Here is a 16,481-nt window from a genome sequence, read left to right as displayed (position 1 = left end):
AGTGCTCCAGGCGGCCCGGATCAGAGGCGGAACTCGTGACCCAGGTAGACTTCCTTGACCAGCTGGTTGGCCAGGATGGTCTCGGCGTCGCCTTCGGCGATCAGCTGGCCGTCGTTGACGATGTACGCAGTTTCACAGATATCCAGGGTTTCGCGAACGTTGTGGTCGGTGATCAGTACGCCGATGCCCTTGTTCTTGAGGTGGTGGATGATCTGCTTGATGTCGCCCACCGAAATGGGGTCGACACCGGCAAAAGGTTCGTCCAGCAGGATGAACTTGGGTGCAGTCGCCAGCGCGCGGGCAATCTCGACGCGGCGGCGTTCGCCACCGGACAGGCTCATGCCGAGGTTGTCGCGGATGTGGCTGATGTGGAACTCCTGCAGCAGGCTTTCGAGCTCTTTGCGCCGGCCGTCGCGGTCGAGGTCCTTGCGGGTCTCGAGGATGGCCATGATGTTGTCGGCCACCGACAGCTTGCGGAAGATCGAGGCTTCCTGCGGCAGGTAGCCGATACCTGCCTGGGCGCGGCCGTGCATGGGCTGGTGGCTGACATCGAGGTTGTCGATGAGCACGCGGCCCTGATCAGCCTGGACCAGCCCGACGATCATGTAGAAGCAGGTGGTCTTGCCGGCGCCGTTAGGGCCGAGCAGGCCGACGATCTGGCCGCTGTCGATCGACAGGCTGACGTCACGCACGACTTGCCGGCTCTTGTAGCTCTTGGCCAGGTGCTGGGCTTTGAGGGTTGCCATTTACTCGGCCTTTTTCTTCGGTTGAATGACCATGTCGATACGCTGACGTGGTGCAGTCACGTTGCCACCGCGACCGGCGGTAGCCACTTGGGTCTTGGTGTTGTAGACGATTTTCTCGCCTTCGGTGGTGTTGCCTTCGTTCTCGACCTTGGCGCGGTCGGTGAGCACGACCAGGTCTTTTTGCGCCTGGTACTGGATGGTCACCGCCCAGCCTTTCATCTTGTCGGCCTTGGCTGCGCTTTGCTGCTGCTCGAAGTAGGCCAGGTTGCCCACCGAGGTGACCACGTCGATGTCGCCGTTGGCGGCACGGGTCATGGTCACGGTGTTGCCTTTGATCATCATCGAGCCTTGGGTGATGATGACATCGCCGGTATAGGTGGCCACGCCTTGCTTGTCGTCTAGGTGGGCGTTGTCCGCCTGGATGCGGATCGGCTGGTCACGGTCGTTCGGCAGGGCGAAGGCGCTCGCGCTTCCCAGTGCTACGCCCAGGCTGAGCAGAAGGGGGATGGTTTTAACGAGCCTCATACTGTCCTCTTACGTTAGAGAGCAGGTCCATCCTGCCTTCTTTCAAATACGCTTTCATTCCTTTGCCCGTAGTGGTGCCACCGGCGCCGTCGATTCTAACGGCTTGCTCGGTCTGCGCATATTCCTTCTGCGGGAACACGGTCATGCGGGTGGTGGTGATGATGGTGTCGCGCTTGCGTTCGTCGGTGCGGGCCACGCGGACCGCGTCGATCAGTTCGACCTCGGTGCCGTCCGGGTTGACCTCGGCGCGCTTGCTCTGCACATGCCACGGGAACTGGGTGCCACGGTACAGGTGCAGGTCGGGCGTGGTCACCAGGGTGACGTCGCTGGCCTTCATGTGCTCGACCTTGTCGGCAGTCATTTCGTACTGCAGCTTGCCCTCAGGGGTGAACTGCACACTGTGGGCATTGACCGCGTAGTAGTCGATGGCACTTTCGTCGACCTGCGCCACGGGCTTGTCGAGGAAGCTTTCTGGGCTGACGTTCCAGTAGCCGACGGCCACCAGTACGGCAGCGATAGCCCCGAGCAGCGCAATGTTTTTAACCTTCTTGCTGAACATGTCCGGCCTTACAGGTAGTGAGCGTTGGCAGCGTCCAGGGTACCCTGGGCCTGCATGATCAGTTCGCAGAACTCGCGTGCAGCACCTTCGCCGCCGCGCGCCTGGGTGATGCCGTGGGCATGTTCGCGCACGAACGCCGCAGCATTGTGCACCGCCATGCCCAGGCCGACCCGGCGAATGACCGGCAGGTCCGGCAGGTCGTCGCCCAGGTAGGCAACCTGCTCGTAGCTTAGATTGAGTTCGGCGAGCAGGCCGTCCAGTACCACCATTTTGTCTTCGCGGCCTTGGAACAGGTGCGGGATGCCGAGGTTCCTGGCGCGGCGCTCCACCACCGGGGTCTTGCGGCCGCTGATGATGGCGGTGGTTACGCCCGAGGCCATGAGCATCTTGATGCCGTGGCCGTCGAGGGTGTTGAACGTCTTGAATTCGCTGCCATCTTCGAGGAAGTACAGGCGCCCGTCGGTGAGCACGCCGTCGACGTCGAACACCGCAAGCTTGATGGCCTTGGCCCGTTGCATCAGGTCCTGGTTCATTTACATCACTCCGGCGCGCAGCAGGTCGTGCATGTTCAAGGCGCCGTTGGGGCGGCGGTCCTTGTCGATGACCACGAGGGCGCTGATCTTGTGGTCTTCCATGATTTTAAGTGCCTCGGCGGCGAGCATCTCGGCGCGGGCAGTCTTGCCATGGACGGTCATGACTTCATCGATGAGCGTGGCATGGATATCGATGTTGCGGTCCAGGCTGCGGCGCAGGTCGCCGTCAGTGAAGACGCCGGCCAGAGTACCATCGGCCTCCAGTACCACGGTCATGCCCAAGCCTTTGCGAGACATTTCAAGCAACGCGTCCTTGAGCAGCGTGCCGCGCTGAACCTGGGGCAGTTCGTCGCCAGCATGCATCACGTTCTCGACCTTGAGCAGCAGGCGCCGGCCCAGTGCGCCGCCTGGGTGCGAGAAGGCGAAGTCTTCGGCGGTGAAGCCGCGGGCCTCCAGCAGGGCGATGGCCAGGGCGTCGCCCAATACCAGGGCGGCAGTGGTGGAGGAGGTCGGCGCCAGGTTCAGCGGGCAGGCCTCCTGGGCCACGCGCGCATCGAGGTTGACCTCGGCGGCCTGGGCCAGTGGCGAGTCGGGGTTGCCGGTCAGGCTGATCATCTGGATGCCGAGGCGCTTGATCAGCGGCAGCAGGGTGACGATTTCGGCGGTGCTGCCGGAGTTGGACAAGGCGAGGATCACGTCATCACGGGTGATCATGCCCATGTCGCCGTGGCTGGCTTCGGCTGGGTGCACGAAAAACGACGGCGTGCCGGTGCTTGCCAGGGTGGCGGCGATCTTGTTGCCGATATGCCCCGACTTGCCCATGCCGACCACCACGACCCGGCCCTTGCTGGCCAGGATCAACTCGCAGGCCTTGACGAAATTGGCGTCGATACGCGCCATCAGGCCCTCTACGGCCTCGAGTTCAAGGCGCAAGGTGCGCTGGGCGGATTGGATCAGCTCGCTGGATTGGCTCATGTCGAAAACGCAATGCCTGATGAAAAGGCGGCGATTATAGCGGCAAAGAGGCAATACCTCACCTCTTCGATGCGTGTAGGAAAACCCTCAAAGCCTGTCTGCTGGCTGAACGGCGCAGGCTCGGCCTTGGGCCGGCCTGTGCAGCGGTGGTATAGTTCGCCGCGATTCGGCCTGCCGGGGAACCAGTGTGCCTTCAAGATGGAATCACACGTCCATGGGACGAGGCTGCACTGCAAGGAGTCTAGATGAGTGTGGATAACGCCTATGCGGTCGAATTGAAGGACCTGACCTTCAAACGCGGCACGCGTAGCATTTTCAGCAACGTGGACATCCGCATCCCCCGCGGCAAGGTCACAGGCATCATGGGCCCTTCGGGCTGCGGCAAGACTACGCTGCTGCGCCTGATGGGGGCACAGCTGCGCCCGACCGGTGGCGAGGTGTGGGTCAACGGCCAGAACCTGCCAAGCCTGTCGCGCAGTGACCTGTTCGATGCGCGCAAGCAGATGGGCGTGCTGTTCCAGAGCGGTGCACTGTTCACCGACCTCGATGTTTTCGAGAACGTCGCCTTTCCTCTGCGCGTGCATACCCACCTTTCGGAAGAGATGATCCGCGACATCGTGTTGATGAAGCTGCAGGCCGTCGGCTTGCGCGGCGCCATCGACCTGATGCCCGACGAGCTGTCTGGTGGCATGAAGCGCCGTGTGGCGCTAGCCCGGGCCATCGCCCTGGACCCGCAGATTCTGATGTACGACGAACCCTTCGTTGGCCAGGACCCGATCGCCATGGGCGTATTGGTACGTCTGATTCGCCTGCTCAACGATGCCCTGGGCATTACCAGCATCGTGGTTTCCCACGACCTGGCCGAGACCGCGAGCATCGCCGACTACATCTATGTAGTCGGCGATGGCCAGGTATTGGGGCAGGGCACACCGGCCGAACTGATGGGCTCGGACAACCCGCGTATTCGCCAGTTCATGAAGGGCGACCCTGATGGCCCGGTGCCGTTCCACTTCCCTGCGCCTGACTACCGCGCCGACCTGCTGGGGGCGCGTTGATGCGCAGAAAATCCATTCTTGAACGAATCCGCCTGTTCGGCCGTGCTGCCATCGATGTGCTGGCTGTGCTCGGGCGTTCCTGCATTTTCCTGGGCCATGCGCTGATTGGCCGGGGCGGCATTGGCGGCAGCTTCCAGTTGCTGGTCAAGCAGCTTTATTCGGTTGGCGTGCTGTCGCTGGCGATCATTGCCGTGTCTGGCGTGTTCATCGGCATGGTGCTGGCGCTGCAGGGCTACAGCATCCTGACCAAGTACGGTTCGGAGCAGGCCGTGGGCCAGATGGTCGCGCTGACCTTGCTGCGCGAGTTGGGGCCGGTGGTTACCGCGCTGCTGTTCGCTGGGCGCGCAGGTTCTGCGCTGACCGCTGAAATCGGCAACATGAAGTCCACCGAGCAGTTGTCGAGCCTTGAAATGATCGGCGTCGACCCGCTCAAGTACATCGTCGCCCCGCGCCTTTGGGCCGGTTTCATCTCGCTGCCGCTGCTGGCGCTGATTTTCAGCGTGGTGGGCATCTGGGGTGGTTCGTGGGTGGCGGTAGACTGGCTTGGCGTCTACGAGGGCTCGTTCTGGGCCAATATGCAAAACAGTGTTTCTTTCACCGACGATGTGCTCAACGGGCTGATCAAAAGCCTGGTGTTTGCCTTCGTGGTGACCTGGATCGCCGTATTCCAGGGGTATGACTGCGAACCCACTTCAGAAGGGATCAGCCGTGCCACCACCAAGACCGTGGTCTATGCCTCGCTGGCAGTCCTGGGTCTGGACTTTATTCTGACCGCCTTGATGTTTGGAGATTTCTGATGCAAAACCGCACCCTGGAAATCGGTGTCGGCCTGTTTCTTCTGGCCGGGGTCCTGGCGCTGCTGCTGCTCGCCCTGCGTGTGAGCGGCCTGTCGGCCAGCCCGAGCAGTGATACCTATAAAGTTTATGCGTACTTCGACAATATCGCCGGTTTGACTGTCAGAGCTAAAGTGACCATGGCGGGTGTAACCATCGGCAAGGTCACGGCAATCGATCTGGACCGCGACTCGTACACCGGCCGGGTGACCTTGCAGTTGGACAAGCACGTCGACAACCTGCCGACCGACTCCACTGCCTCGATCCTGACCGCCGGCCTGCTGGGCGAGAAGTACATCGGTATCAGCGTGGGCGGCGAAGACGCGGTTCTCAAGGATGGCAGCACCATCCACGACACCCAGTCGGCGCTGGTGCTGGAAGATCTGATTGGCAAGTTCCTGCTCAACTCGGTGGGCAAGGAACCGAAAGAAGCACAACCGGCTAATTAAGGAGTCTCCATGGTTTCCATCCTGCGACGCGGCCTGCTGGTACTGCTGGCGGCCTTTCCTCTGTTGAGCCTGGCGGCGCCCGGGCAGTCTGCCCGTGAGGTCATCCAGACCACCACGACCCAGCTGCTCAGTGACCTCAAGGCTAATAAAGAGCAGTACAAGGCCAACCCAGAGGCGTTCTACAACGCGCTCAACAATAATCTGGGCCCGGTTGTCGATGCCGACGGTATTTCCAAAAGCATCATGACCGTGAAGTATTCGCGCAAGGCGACCCCTGCGCAGATGCAGCGCTTCCAGGAAAACTTCAAGCGCAGCCTGATGCAGTTCTATGGCAATGCATTGCTTGAGTACAACAACCAGGGCATCACCGTCGACCCGGCCAAGGCTGAAGACGGCGACCGCACAAGCGTCGGCATGAAAGTCACCGGCAACAATGGTGCGGTCTACCCGGTGCAATACACGATGCAGAAGCTCGACGGCGAATGGAAAGTGCGTAACGTCATCGTCAACGGCATCAACATCGGCAAGCTGTTCCGCGATCAGTTCGCCGATGCCATGCAGCGCAATGGCAATGACCTGGACAAGACCATCGACGGTTGGGCAGGCGAGGTGGCCAAGGCCAAGCAGACCGCCGACAGTTCGCCGGAGAAGGAAGTCAAATGACCGAAGCGGCCGTAAGCATGGCCGAGCCTGGCGTTTTGCGCCTGGCCGGTGTGCTGGACTACCGTAGCGGCCCGGCCCTGCGCAAGCAGGGCAAGGCGCTGATTGCAGCCAGTCGCGAGCAGCGGCTGGTGCTCGACTGCACCGCAGTGGTGAAGTCGAGCAGTGTCGGGCTGTCGCTGTTGCTGGCGTTCATGCGTGATGCCGAGGCCGCCGGCAAGGCGGTCGAAGTGCGCGCAATGCCTGACGATATGCGTGAAATCGCCGAGGTCTATGACCTCGATGAAGTACTTGCAGGCTGATGCCCTGCTTTATGGTGAAGGCCCCTCGGTCAGCAAGCCCCGTCTTGGGCTTCGCAGGCGAGGGGCTTTTTTGTATGATGGCCGACCCGCGCGCGTTGGGCGCCGATCGAGGTTGAGCATGCAGGCCGTAGAAGTCAAAAGCTTTCTGGAAGAAAAATTGCCGGGAACCCGGGTAGAAGTTGAAGGCGAAGGCTGCAACTTCCAGTTGAACGTGATCAGCGACGAGCTGGCCGGCCAGAGCCCGGTCAAGCGTCAGCAAGCGGTCTACGCTCACCTCAATCCGTGGATTGCCAACGGCGCAATCCACGCGGTAACCATGAAATTCTTCAGCAGCGCAGCCTGGGCTGAGCGCACCTGAGCCAACTTGGCGGCGAGATACCAATGGACAAACTGATTATTACTGGCGGCGCGCGTCTCGACGGCGAGATCCGCATTTCCGGCGCAAAAAACTCGGCCCTGCCGATTCTTGCGGCTACCTTGCTGTGCGATGGCCCGGTGACGGTCGGCAACCTGCCGCACCTGCACGACATCACCACCATGATCGAGCTGTTCGGGCGCATGGGCATCGAGCCTGTGATCGACGAGAAGCTTTCGGTCGAAATCGACCCGCGTACCATCAAGACCCTGGTCGCCCCGTACGAGCTGGTGAAAACCATGCGTGCGTCGATCCTGGTGCTCGGCCCGATGGTCGCTCGCTTCGGTTATGCCGAAGTCGCACTGCCAGGCGGCTGCGCCATTGGCTCGCGTCCGGTCGACCTGCACATCCGTGGCCTCGAAGCCATGGGCGCGCACATCGAAGTCGAAGGCGGTTACATCAAGGCCAAGGCGCCTGAGGGCGGCCTGCGTGGTGCGCACTTCTTCTTCGATACCGTCAGCGTGACCGGTACCGAGAACATCATGATGGCAGCAGCCTTGGCCACTGGTCGCAGCGTGCTGCAAAACGCCGCTCGCGAACCGGAAGTGGTCGACCTCGCCAACTTCCTCAACGCCATGGGCGCCAACGTCCAAGGCGCCGGCACCGACACCATCACCATTGATGGCGTGCCTCGTCTGCATCCGGCTACTTACCGCGTAATGCCTGACCGCATCGAAACCGGTACCTACCTGGTCGCCGCTGCCGTGACCGGTGGCCGCGTCAAGGTCAAGGATACCGACCCGACCATCCTTGAAGCGGTTCTTGAAAAACTCAAGGAAGCCGGCGCCGACATCACCACTGGCGAAGACTGGATCGAGCTGAACATGCACGGCAAGCGGCCCAAAGCCGTGAACCTGCGTACCGCGCCTTACCCGGCGTTCCCGACCGACATGCAGGCGCAGTTCATCTCGCTCAACGCCATTGCCGAAGGCACCGGTGCTGTCATCGAGACCATCTTCGAAAACCGCTTCATGCACGTGTACGAAATGCACCGCATGGGCGCGCAGATCCAGGTCGAAGGCAACACCGCCATCGTCACCGGCACCAAGACGCTCAAAGGCGCGCCCGTCATGGCCACCGACCTGCGCGCCTCGGCGAGCCTGGTACTGTCGGCACTGGTCGCCGAAGGCGATACCCTGATCGACCGCATCTACCACATCGACCGTGGTTACGAGTGCATCGAAGAAAAACTGCAGATGCTCGGCGCGAAAATCCGCCGCGTACCGGGCTAACTGCCTGCCGGCGCAAGGACGCGCCCCCGAATTGAACACGGCCAGGTCCCCGACCTGGCTGGCAGTCGCTGCTTAAGGACCGACGTTTCCCATGTTGACCATCGCGCTATCCAAAGGCCGCATTCTCGACGATACCCTGCCCCTGCTGGCAGAGGCTGGCATCGTGCCTACCGAGAACCCGGACAAGAGCCGCAAGCTGATCATCCCGACGACCCAGGATGATGTGCGCCTGCTCATCGTACGTGCCACCGATGTGCCGACCTACGTCGAGCATGGCGCCGCTGACCTGGGCGTAGCCGGCAAGGACGTGCTGATGGAATACGGCGGTCAGGGCCTGTACGAGCCCCTCGACCTGCAGATTGCCCAGTGCAAACTGATGACTGCTGGCGTTACCGGCGCCCCTGAGCCCAAAGGCCGTCTGCGCGTGGCTACCAAGTTCGTCAATGTCGCCAAGCGCTACTATGCCGAGCAAGGCCGCCAGGTCGATATCATCAAGCTGTACGGCTCGATGGAACTGGCCCCACTGATCAACCTCGCCGACAAGATCATCGACGTGGTCGACACCGGTAACACGCTGCGCGCCAACGGCCTTGAGCCGCAAGACCTGATCGCCATGATCAGTTCGCGCCTGGTGGTCAACAAGGCCTCCATGAAAATGCAGCACGCCCGTATCCAGAGCCTGATCGACACCCTGCGTAACGCCGTCGAATCACGACACCGCGGCTGACTTCTGCGCGCGACCTTCGCTGTCGCGCCCGTCTATCCGCGTCATAGCCACTTTTCTCGGGTGCCCGCGCGGATCGACTGGTAGCTTAGGGCGCCTGAGCATTCGCTATCTACCGAGGCCCTCGCCATGACCGTGTCCACTGCAATTGCCCGTCTCAATGCCGCTGACCAGGATTTTGCCCGACATCTTGATCATCTGCTGAGCTGGGAAAGCGTGTCTGATGACGCGGTCAACCAGCGCGTGCTCGATATCATCAAGGCGGTGCGTGAGCGTGGCGATGCCGCGCTGGTGGAGTTCACCCAGCGGTTCGATGGCGTCGATGCCAAGTCCATCGATGACCTGATTCTTGGCCGCGAACGCCTTGAGCTGGCGCTGACCCGCATCACCGCGCCCCAGCGCGAAGCCTTGGAAAAGGCCGCCAACCGTGTGCGCGTCTACCACGAGCGGCAGAAGCAGGATTCCTGGCAATACACCGAAGCTGACGGCACGGTGCTCGGGCAGAAAGTTACTCCGCTGGACCGCGCTGGCCTGTACGTGCCGGGCGGCAAGGCGTCGTACCCGTCGTCCGTGCTGATGAACGCTATCCCTGCGAAAGTGGCGGGCGTGACCGAGGTGGTCATGGTCGTGCCGACCCCGCGTGGCGAGCTCAACGAGCTGGTGCTGGCCGCAGCTTGCATCGCCGGTGTCGACCGGGTGTTCACCGTGGGGGGCGCGCAAGCCGTTGCTGCCCTGGCCTACGGCACCGAAAGCGTGCCGAAGGTGGACAAGATCGTCGGCCCCGGCAATATCTATGTGGCCACTGCCAAGCGTCATGTGTTCGGCCAGGTGGGCATCGACATGATCGCCGGCCCTTCGGAAATTCTGGTGGTGTGCGACGGTCAGACTGACCCGGACTGGATCGCCATGGACCTGTTCTCGCAGGCTGAACACGATGAAGACGCCCAAGCGATTCTGGTCAGCCCCGATGCCGAATTCCTTGACCGCGTTGCCGCCAGCATCGACAAGCTGCTGCCGACCATGGAACGTGCCGAAATCATCGAAAAATCGATCAATGGCCGTGGTGCGCTGATTCAGGTGCGTGACATGCAGCAGGCCATCGAGGTGGCCAACCGCATCGCCCCTGAGCACCTTGAGTTGTCGGTGGCCGACCCGCAGGCCTGGCTTGGCCAGATCCGCCATGCCGGCGCAATCTTCATGGGCCGCCACACCAGCGAAGCGTTGGGCGATTACTGCGCTGGCCCGAACCACGTGCTGCCCACTTCCGGTACTGCGCGTTACTCCTCGCCGCTGGGTGTGTATGACTTCCAGAAGCGTTCGTCGATCATCTTCTGCTCCGAGCAGGGCGCATCCGACCTTGGCCAGACCGCCTCGGTACTGGCCCGAGGCGAGTCGCTGACTGCCCACGCCCGCAGCGCCGAATACCGCATCCTCACCGAGAAGGGGAATTGAGCATGAGTCGTTTCTGGAGCCCTTTCGTCAAGGACCTGGTGCCCTACGTGCCGGGCGAGCAGCCCAAGCTTGCGCGCCTGGTGAAGCTGAACACCAACGAAAACCCCTACGGCCCATCGCCCAAGGCGCTTGAGGCGATGCGCGGCGAGTTGAACGACAACCTGCGTCTGTACCCCGACCCAAACAGTGACCGGCTCAAACAGGCGGTTGCCGGCTATTACGGCGTCAACACCGCGCAGGTGTTTGTAGGTAACGGTTCCGATGAGGTGCTGGCACACATTTTCCACGGCCTGTTCCAGCATGACCGTGGCCCGCTGTTGTTCCCGGATGTGAGCTACAGCTTCTACCCGGTGTATTGCGGGCTGTACGGTATTGCCTACGAGCCGGTGGCGCTGGATGAGCAGTTCCAGATCCGTGTGGCTGACTACAGCAAGCCTAATGCGGGTGTCATTTTCCCCAACCCTAACGCGCCTACCGGTTGCCTGCTGCCCTTGGAGGCGGTTGAGCAGTTGTTGCAGGCCAACCGGGATTCGGTGGTGGTGGTGGATGAGGCCTACATCGACTTCGGCGGGCAGACGGCTATCAGCCTGGTCGACCGCTATGACAACCTGCTGGTCACGCAGACGCTGTCCAAGTCGCGTTCGCTGGCGGGGTTGCGGGTAGGTTTGGCGGTTGGCCACCCGGACCTGATCGAGGCGCTGGAGCGGATCAAGAACAGCTTCAACTCCTACCCACTGGACCGTGCGGCGATTGTCGGCGCGGCCGTGGCGTTCGAGGATCGCGAATATTTCGAGCAGACGTGCCGCAAGGTGATCGACAGCCGCGAGGTGTTGGTGGCGGCGCTTGAGGCCCGTGGGTTCGAGGTATTGCCTTCGGCGGCTAACTTCATCTTTGCTCGGCACCCGGGGCAGGATGCGGCAGGGATTGCGGCGCGGCTGCGCGAGCAAGGCGTGATTGTGCGGCACTTCAAGCAGGAGCGGATTGCGCAGTTCTTGCGGATTACGGTGGGGACGCCGGAGATGAACCAAGCGCTGTTGGATGCTTTGGGTTGATCGTGGGCCAGGCTTGAGCCGGGGGCGCTTTGCGCCCCTTTCGCGACACAAGGCCGCTCCTACAGGTGACCGCATTCCCCAGCAAGGATGCGGTCAATTTGTAGGAGCGGCCTTGTGTCGCGAAAGGGCTGCAAAGCAGCCCCAGGATCCCGAGGCAAATGCAGTCCTCCCTTGAAGCAGCGCAATTACGGTTGCCCGAACCCCGCCAACTCGTTACCCTTCTACGCCCTAATTCATCCGATGACTGGACGAAAAACCGGTGTCTCAACTCATCAAACGCTCCCTGGTCGAACAAGCCGTCGACCAACTGCGCACCCGCATCGCCCAAGGCGCCTGGTCCGTCGGCCAGCGTCTGCCCACCGAACCGGAACTCGCCACCGACCTGGGCATCAGCCGGAACACCGTCCGCGAAGCCATGCGCGTGCTCGCCTTCAGCGGCCTGGTCGAAATCCGCCAAGGCGACGGCAGTTACCTGCGCACCGCCCAAGACCCGTTGCAAGCCGTACAAGCCATGGCCCAGTGCACCCTCGAACACGCCCGCGAAACCCGCCACATCCTCGAAGCCGAAGCCATCGGCCTGGCAGCGCAGCGCTGTACCCCCGAAGACCTCAAAGCCCTGCGCCAGGCGCTGCAGCAAAGCGGTGAGCACTTTCATGCCGACGTCGACGCCTACGTCGCCTGCGACATCAAGTTTCACCAGCGCCTGGTCGACGCCGCCCACAACCCTGCCCTCAGCGAGCTGTACCGCTACTTCTCAGGCGTGGTCGCCGCCGCCTTGCAGCACAACATGACCACCGTGCCCCGCTGCCAAAGCGTATTCGACCTGCACGGGCAGATTCTCGACGCCCTCGAACAACGCGATCCGGAGCTCGCCAAGCGCCTGAGCCGGGCTCTCATCGAATCCTGATCGGAAACCCACCATGAGCGAACGTACAAGCCGCGAACTTGACGAACTGTTGATCGACGCCGAAGCCGACGACGAACAAGTGCAGCAGCAACCCCTAACGCTGCAGCGCCCCTGGCTGCTGTTGCTCGGCCTGGTGCTGGTGGCGCTGAACCTGCGCCCGGCACTGTCGAGCATGGCCCCGGTGCTTGGCCAGGTCTCGGAAGGCCTGGGCCTCAGCGCCTCGGCCGCAGGCCTCTTGACCACCTTGCCCGTGCTTTGCCTGGGGCTGTTCGCGCCGCTGGCGCCGGTACTGGCGCGCCGGTTTGGCAGCGAGCGGGTGATCCTTGGCATCCTGCTGACCCTGGCTTTGGGCATCTTCCTGCGCAGTGCGCTGGGTGTTGCCGGGCTTTTCCTCGGCAGCCTGGTGGCCGGGGCGAGTATCGGCATCATTGGCGTACTGCTGCCGGGCATCGTCAAACGCGACTTCCCCCAGCATGCTGGCGCCCTGACCGGCGTCTACACCATGGCCCTGTGCCTCGGCGCGGCCATGGCGGCGGGCGCGACGGTGCCGCTGAGCCACCATTTTGAAGACAACTGGGCCCTGGGCCTCGGGTTCTGGATGGTGCCTGCGCTTTTGGCAATGCTGGTTTGGTTGCCCCAGGCACGCCAGGGCCACGGCCTGCATAAAGTGGCCTACCGGGTGCGCGGGCTGTGGCGCGACCCACTGGCCTGGCAGGTGACCCTGTACATGGGCTTGCAGTCTTCCCTTGCCTACATCGTGTTCGGCTGGCTGCCGTCGATCCTCATTGGCCGCGGCTTGAGCGCGGTGGATGCGGGCCTGGTGCTGTCCGGCTCGGTGATCGTGCAGTTGATCAGCTCGCTCAGCGCCCCCTGGCTCGCCACCCGTGGCCGTGACCAGCGCCTGGCTATCGTGGTGGTGATGCTGGTGACCCTGGCCGGCCTGTTCGGCTGCCTGTATGCCCCGATTGACGGGCTGTGGGGTTGGGCGGTGCTGCTGGGGCTGGGGCAGGGCGGTACCTTTGCGCTGGCGCTGACCTTGATCGTGTTGCGCTCCAAAGACGCCCATGTGGCCGCCAACCTTTCCAGCATGGCGCAAGGCGTGGGTTACACCCTGGCCTCCATGGGGCCGTTCGCGGTCGGCCTGGTGCATGACATCACCGGCGGCTGGCAGGCGGTGGGCTGGATCTTCGCCGTACTGGGCATTGGCGCCATCGGTTTCGGCCTTGGTGCCGGGCGGGCGCTGCATGTTCAGGTCAGCAGTGAGAAGGTCTGACAGTGGCATTGAGCCATTCAGCGTGTAAATGAAAGTGGCGTTGCCGCAGGCGGGGGATTATCGTGCGCTCTCAATCCAGTGGCAGGACCACCCCATGAGCGACGCCAACAGCGCCCTGATCACCCGTTTCTACCAAGCCTTCCAGCGCCTCGATGCCGAGGCCATGGTGGCCTGCTACAGCGCCGACATCGTGTTCAGCGACCCGGTGTTCGGCACCTTGCGGGGTGAAGACGCCAAGGACATGTGGCGCATGCTCATCACCCGCGCCAAGGACTTCACCCTGACCTTCGACAGCGTGCGCAGCGACGAGCGCGGCGGTGGTGCGCACTGGGTGGCGACCTATCTGTTCAGCCAGACCGGGCGCGTGGTGGTCAATGATATTCAGGCGCGGTTCGTCATTCGTGATGGCTTGATCTGCCAGCACGACGACACGTTCGACCTGTGGCGCTGGGCGCGACAGGCGTTGGGCCTGCCGGGTGTGTTGCTGGGCTGGACGCCGATGCTGCAGAACAAGGTCCGCGAGCAGGCCGCACGTGGCCTCAAGGCGTTTCAGCAGCGCTGAGGTGTTTCGGGGCTGACAAGGCTTGCCACGCTAATGAGGGAAAGGTCGGGTGTCGTGAAAGAAGACGTTCCAGAACAAGCCGGTAAACCCTGGTTCGTCTACCTGGTGCGCGCGGCCAACGGCTCGCTGTACTGCGGCATCAGTGATGACCCCCAGCGGCGGTTCATCAAGCACCAGAAAGGCCAGGGCGCGCGCTACTTCAAGACCAGCCCGGCGCAGGCGTTGGTGTACATCGAGCAATGGCCAGACAAGGGCGAGGCGTTGCGCCAGGAGCGGCTGGTGAAGAAGCTGCGCAAGAGCGCCAAGGAGGCGTTGGTCGCCTCCTATGCCGTGACGTCAGGCCGAGTCAGTCCTTGCGGCGCTTGAGCTGGTCGATCAGTTGCGTCGGCAGGCCCTTGATCACCAGGGTGCCGGCTTCTTCGTCGTACTCCACCTTGGAGCCCAGCAAATGCGCCTCGAAGCTGATCGACAGGCCTTCGGCGCGGCCGGTGAAGCGGCGGAACTGGTTCAAGGTGCGTTTGTCGGCCGGAATCTCCGGCGACAGGCCATAGTCGCTGTTGCGGATGTGGTCGTAGAACGCCTCCGGGCGGTCCTCGTCGATCAGGCTGGACAGCTCTTGCAGGCCCATCGGCTCACCCAGCTTGGTCTGGCTGGTAGCGTAGTCGACCAGGGTCTGGGTCTTTTCGCGGGCGGCCTCTTCCGGCAGGTCCTCGCGCTCCACATAGTCGCTGAACGCCTTGAGCAGGGTGCGGGTCTCGCCGGGGCCGTCAACGCCTTCCTGGCAGCCGATGAAGTCGCGGAAGTAATCCGACACCTTCTTGCCATTCTTGCCCTTGATGAATGAAATGTACTGCTTGGAGTTCTGGTTGTTCTTCCACTCCGACAGGTTGACCCGTGCCGCCAGGTGCAACTGGCCCAGGTCCAGGTGGCGCGACGGCGTCACGTCCAGCTCGGCGTTCACCGCCACGCCTTCACTGTGGTGCAGCAGGGCGATGGCCAGGTATTCGGTCATGCCTTGCTGGTAGTGGGCGAACAGCACATGGCCGCCCGTCGACAGGTTGGATTCTTCCATGAGCTTTTGCAGGTGCTCGACGGCGGTGCGGCTGAACGCGGCGAAGGTGTTCTCGCCGTCCAGGTACTGCTTCAGCCAGCCGCTGAACGGGTAGGCACCCGACTCGCCATGGAAGAAACCCCAGGCTTTGCCTTGCTTGGCGTTGTAGCTGTCATTGAGGTCGGCCAGCATGTTTTCGATGGCGTCGGAGGTGGCCAGCTCGCTGTCGCGCGCATGCAGTACAGCGGGGCTGCCATCGGGCTTCTTGTCGATCAGGTGAACGATGCAATGTCGGATGGGCATGGAATTCTCGGTCTGTTGGGCGGTGTGGCACCGCGCTGCAAAAGGCGCCCAGTTTACCCCAGGGTGGGGGCGATGCAGTGGCCAGATATTGGCAGAAATGGCGGTTGTGCATTTTTTGTCCAAAATCGCCGGTTTTTTGCCTAAACCCCCGAAATACCTGCACAAAAACCAGGTCGAGGGCGGATATTTATCGATTCCTGTGGTAGCTTTGCGCCGTCTTGCGCCCCTTGGGTGGCGCATTGCTGGCAGCCAGGTTGGCGGGTGTCGAACCAAACGCCGATTTGCGTATCTACATACGCGATCGACGCGGCCTCTGGATTGTCCCGGGCTGGCCCGACCACCAACCGACCGAGCACGCTGCACAACCTCTGAATTTGATAGGGAAGGAACACCACCATGGCATTGACCAAAGACCAACTGATTGCCGACATCGCTGAAGCCATCGACGCGCCGAAAACCACCGCGCGTAACGCCCTGGAGCAACTGGGCCAGATCGTCGCCGACCAACTGGAAAACGGCGCCGAAATCACCCTGCCAGGCATCGGCAAGCTGAAAGTCTCCGAGCGTCCTGCCCGTACCGGCCGCAACCCTTCGACTGGCGCTGCCATCGAAATCGCTGCCAAGAAAGTCGTCAAGTTCGTACCGGCCAAAGGCCTGAGCGATGCCATCAACAAGTAATTGTTGATGCGTTGACCGAACCGCGCCCGGCTTGCCCTGGCGCGGTTTTTTTGTGCCTGCGTTTCGATCGCGAGGCAAGCCCACACAGGCCGCGTCCGCTCGGCGCAGTCTCTGTAGGAGCGGCCTTGTGCCGCGAAAGGGCTGCGAAGCAGCCCCGGCGATTGTGCATGCTGCTCAGATCCTGGGGCTGCTTCG

Annotated in this window: 21 protein-coding genes; 15 read left to right on the top strand and 6 right to left on the bottom strand. The window is 62.4% G+C overall.

Going from position 1 to position 16,481, the window contains the following annotated elements:
• Positions 1–20 precede the first annotated feature (20 nt).
• From lptB to HU720_RS03665, 5 genes are read right to left on the bottom strand one after another with little or no spacing between them, the layout of a single operon-like run.
• Entirely contained in the window at positions 21–746 is a 726-nt protein-coding gene (lptB, locus tag HU720_RS03685; RefSeq protein ID WP_186517350.1) for an LPS export ABC transporter ATP-binding protein, read from the bottom strand.
• The gene (lptA, locus tag HU720_RS03680; protein ID WP_186517348.1) at positions 747–1,271 is read right to left on the bottom strand and encodes a lipopolysaccharide transport periplasmic protein LptA; all 525 of its coding nucleotides are present in this window, start codon (positions 1,269–1,271) and stop codon (positions 747–749) included.
• Positions 1,258–1,830, bottom strand: a complete 573-nt coding sequence (lptC, locus tag HU720_RS03675) for an LPS export ABC transporter periplasmic protein LptC (RefSeq protein WP_186517346.1) — start codon at positions 1,828–1,830, stop codon at positions 1,258–1,260. The genes lptA and lptC overlap by 14 nt, the downstream gene beginning before the upstream one ends.
• An 8-nt stretch (positions 1,831–1,838) precedes the next feature.
• Complete coding sequence (locus HU720_RS03670) at positions 1,839–2,363, bottom strand: HAD family hydrolase (RefSeq protein ID WP_186517345.1); 525 nt, start codon at positions 2,361–2,363, stop codon at positions 1,839–1,841.
• Positions 2,364–3,338 carry a KpsF/GutQ family sugar-phosphate isomerase gene (locus HU720_RS03665; protein WP_186517344.1) on the bottom strand — a complete coding sequence of 325 codons (975 nt, stop codon included), beginning with the start codon at positions 3,336–3,338 and terminating at the stop codon, positions 2,364–2,366.
• A gap of 245 nt (positions 3,339–3,583) precedes the next feature.
• Between HU720_RS03665 and HU720_RS03660 the strand changes: the two genes are divergently transcribed.
• From HU720_RS03660 to HU720_RS03595, 14 genes are all read left to right on the top strand, one after another.
• A complete protein-coding gene (locus HU720_RS03660; RefSeq protein WP_186517343.1) occupies positions 3,584–4,393 on the top strand; it encodes an ATP-binding cassette domain-containing protein in 810 nt (269 codons plus the stop codon).
• On the top strand, positions 4,393–5,190 hold the full coding sequence (gene mlaE, locus HU720_RS03655; RefSeq protein WP_186517342.1) for a lipid asymmetry maintenance ABC transporter permease subunit MlaE: 798 nt from the start codon (positions 4,393–4,395) through the stop codon (positions 5,188–5,190). Before HU720_RS03660 ends, mlaE begins: the two co-directional genes overlap by 1 nt.
• Positions 5,190–5,675: an outer membrane lipid asymmetry maintenance protein MlaD gene (mlaD, locus tag HU720_RS03650; RefSeq protein WP_186517341.1), complete on the top strand. Its 486-nt coding sequence runs from the start codon at positions 5,190–5,192 to the stop codon at positions 5,673–5,675. Before mlaE ends, mlaD begins: the two co-directional genes overlap by 1 nt.
• 9 nt (positions 5,676–5,684) lie before the next feature.
• Complete coding sequence (locus HU720_RS03645) at positions 5,685–6,338, top strand: ABC transporter substrate-binding protein (protein WP_186517340.1); 654 nt, start codon at positions 5,685–5,687, stop codon at positions 6,336–6,338.
• Positions 6,335–6,637, top strand: a complete 303-nt coding sequence (locus HU720_RS03640; protein ID WP_186517338.1) for an STAS domain-containing protein — start codon at positions 6,335–6,337, stop codon at positions 6,635–6,637. Before HU720_RS03645 ends, HU720_RS03640 begins: the two co-directional genes overlap by 4 nt.
• 118 nt (positions 6,638–6,755) lie before the next feature.
• Complete coding sequence (locus HU720_RS03635) at positions 6,756–6,995, top strand: BolA family protein (RefSeq protein WP_186517336.1); 240 nt, start codon at positions 6,756–6,758, stop codon at positions 6,993–6,995.
• Positions 6,996–7,018: 23 nt separating this feature from the next.
• Positions 7,019–8,284: a UDP-N-acetylglucosamine 1-carboxyvinyltransferase gene (murA, locus tag HU720_RS03630; protein WP_186517334.1), complete on the top strand. Its 1,266-nt coding sequence runs from the start codon at positions 7,019–7,021 to the stop codon at positions 8,282–8,284.
• Positions 8,285–8,375: 91 nt separating this feature from the next.
• Positions 8,376–9,011, top strand: coding sequence for an ATP phosphoribosyltransferase (hisG, locus tag HU720_RS03625; RefSeq protein WP_186517331.1), 636 nt, complete (start codon positions 8,376–8,378; stop codon positions 9,009–9,011).
• A gap of 126 nt (positions 9,012–9,137) precedes the next feature.
• Positions 9,138–10,460 carry a histidinol dehydrogenase gene (hisD, locus tag HU720_RS03620; protein WP_186517329.1) on the top strand — a complete coding sequence of 441 codons (1,323 nt, stop codon included), beginning with the start codon at positions 9,138–9,140 and terminating at the stop codon, positions 10,458–10,460.
• Positions 10,461–10,462: 2 nt separating this feature from the next.
• The gene (hisC, locus tag HU720_RS03615; RefSeq protein WP_186517327.1) at positions 10,463–11,512 is read left to right on the top strand and encodes a histidinol-phosphate transaminase; all 1,050 of its coding nucleotides are present in this window, start codon (positions 10,463–10,465) and stop codon (positions 11,510–11,512) included.
• Between the two features lie 259 nt (positions 11,513–11,771).
• Positions 11,772–12,419 carry an FCD domain-containing protein gene (locus HU720_RS03610; RefSeq protein ID WP_186517325.1) on the top strand — a complete coding sequence of 216 codons (648 nt, stop codon included), beginning with the start codon at positions 11,772–11,774 and terminating at the stop codon, positions 12,417–12,419.
• A gap of 13 nt (positions 12,420–12,432) precedes the next feature.
• Entirely contained in the window at positions 12,433–13,692 is a 1,260-nt protein-coding gene (locus tag HU720_RS03605; RefSeq protein WP_186517324.1) for a CynX/NimT family MFS transporter, read from the top strand.
• Positions 13,693–13,786: 94 nt separating this feature from the next.
• Positions 13,787–14,254 carry a nuclear transport factor 2 family protein gene (locus HU720_RS03600; protein WP_186517323.1) on the top strand — a complete coding sequence of 156 codons (468 nt, stop codon included), beginning with the start codon at positions 13,787–13,789 and terminating at the stop codon, positions 14,252–14,254.
• A 54-nt stretch (positions 14,255–14,308) separates the two neighbouring features.
• Complete coding sequence (locus HU720_RS03595; RefSeq protein WP_339599327.1) at positions 14,309–14,620, top strand: GIY-YIG nuclease family protein; 312 nt, start codon at positions 14,309–14,311, stop codon at positions 14,618–14,620.
• Here HU720_RS03595 and yejK read toward each other — a convergent pair.
• On the bottom strand, positions 14,601–15,608 hold the full coding sequence (yejK, locus tag HU720_RS03590; protein ID WP_186517321.1) for a nucleoid-associated protein YejK: 1,008 nt from the start codon (positions 15,606–15,608) through the stop codon (positions 14,601–14,603). The genes HU720_RS03595 and yejK overlap by 20 nt on opposite strands.
• 396 nt (positions 15,609–16,004) lie before the next feature.
• Between yejK and HU720_RS03585 the strand changes: the two genes are divergently transcribed.
• Positions 16,005–16,286, top strand: a complete 282-nt coding sequence (locus tag HU720_RS03585; protein ID WP_060478742.1) for an HU family DNA-binding protein — start codon at positions 16,005–16,007, stop codon at positions 16,284–16,286.
• Positions 16,287–16,481 lie beyond the last annotated feature (195 nt).

The organism is Pseudomonas sp. SWRI51 (genome assembly GCF_014268825.1).
Lineage (GTDB): Bacteria > Pseudomonadota > Gammaproteobacteria > Pseudomonadales > Pseudomonadaceae > Aquipseudomonas > Aquipseudomonas farsensis.
The sequence above is the reverse complement of the archived record's forward strand: the minus strand, read 5'-3'. Positions and strand labels throughout refer to the sequence as shown.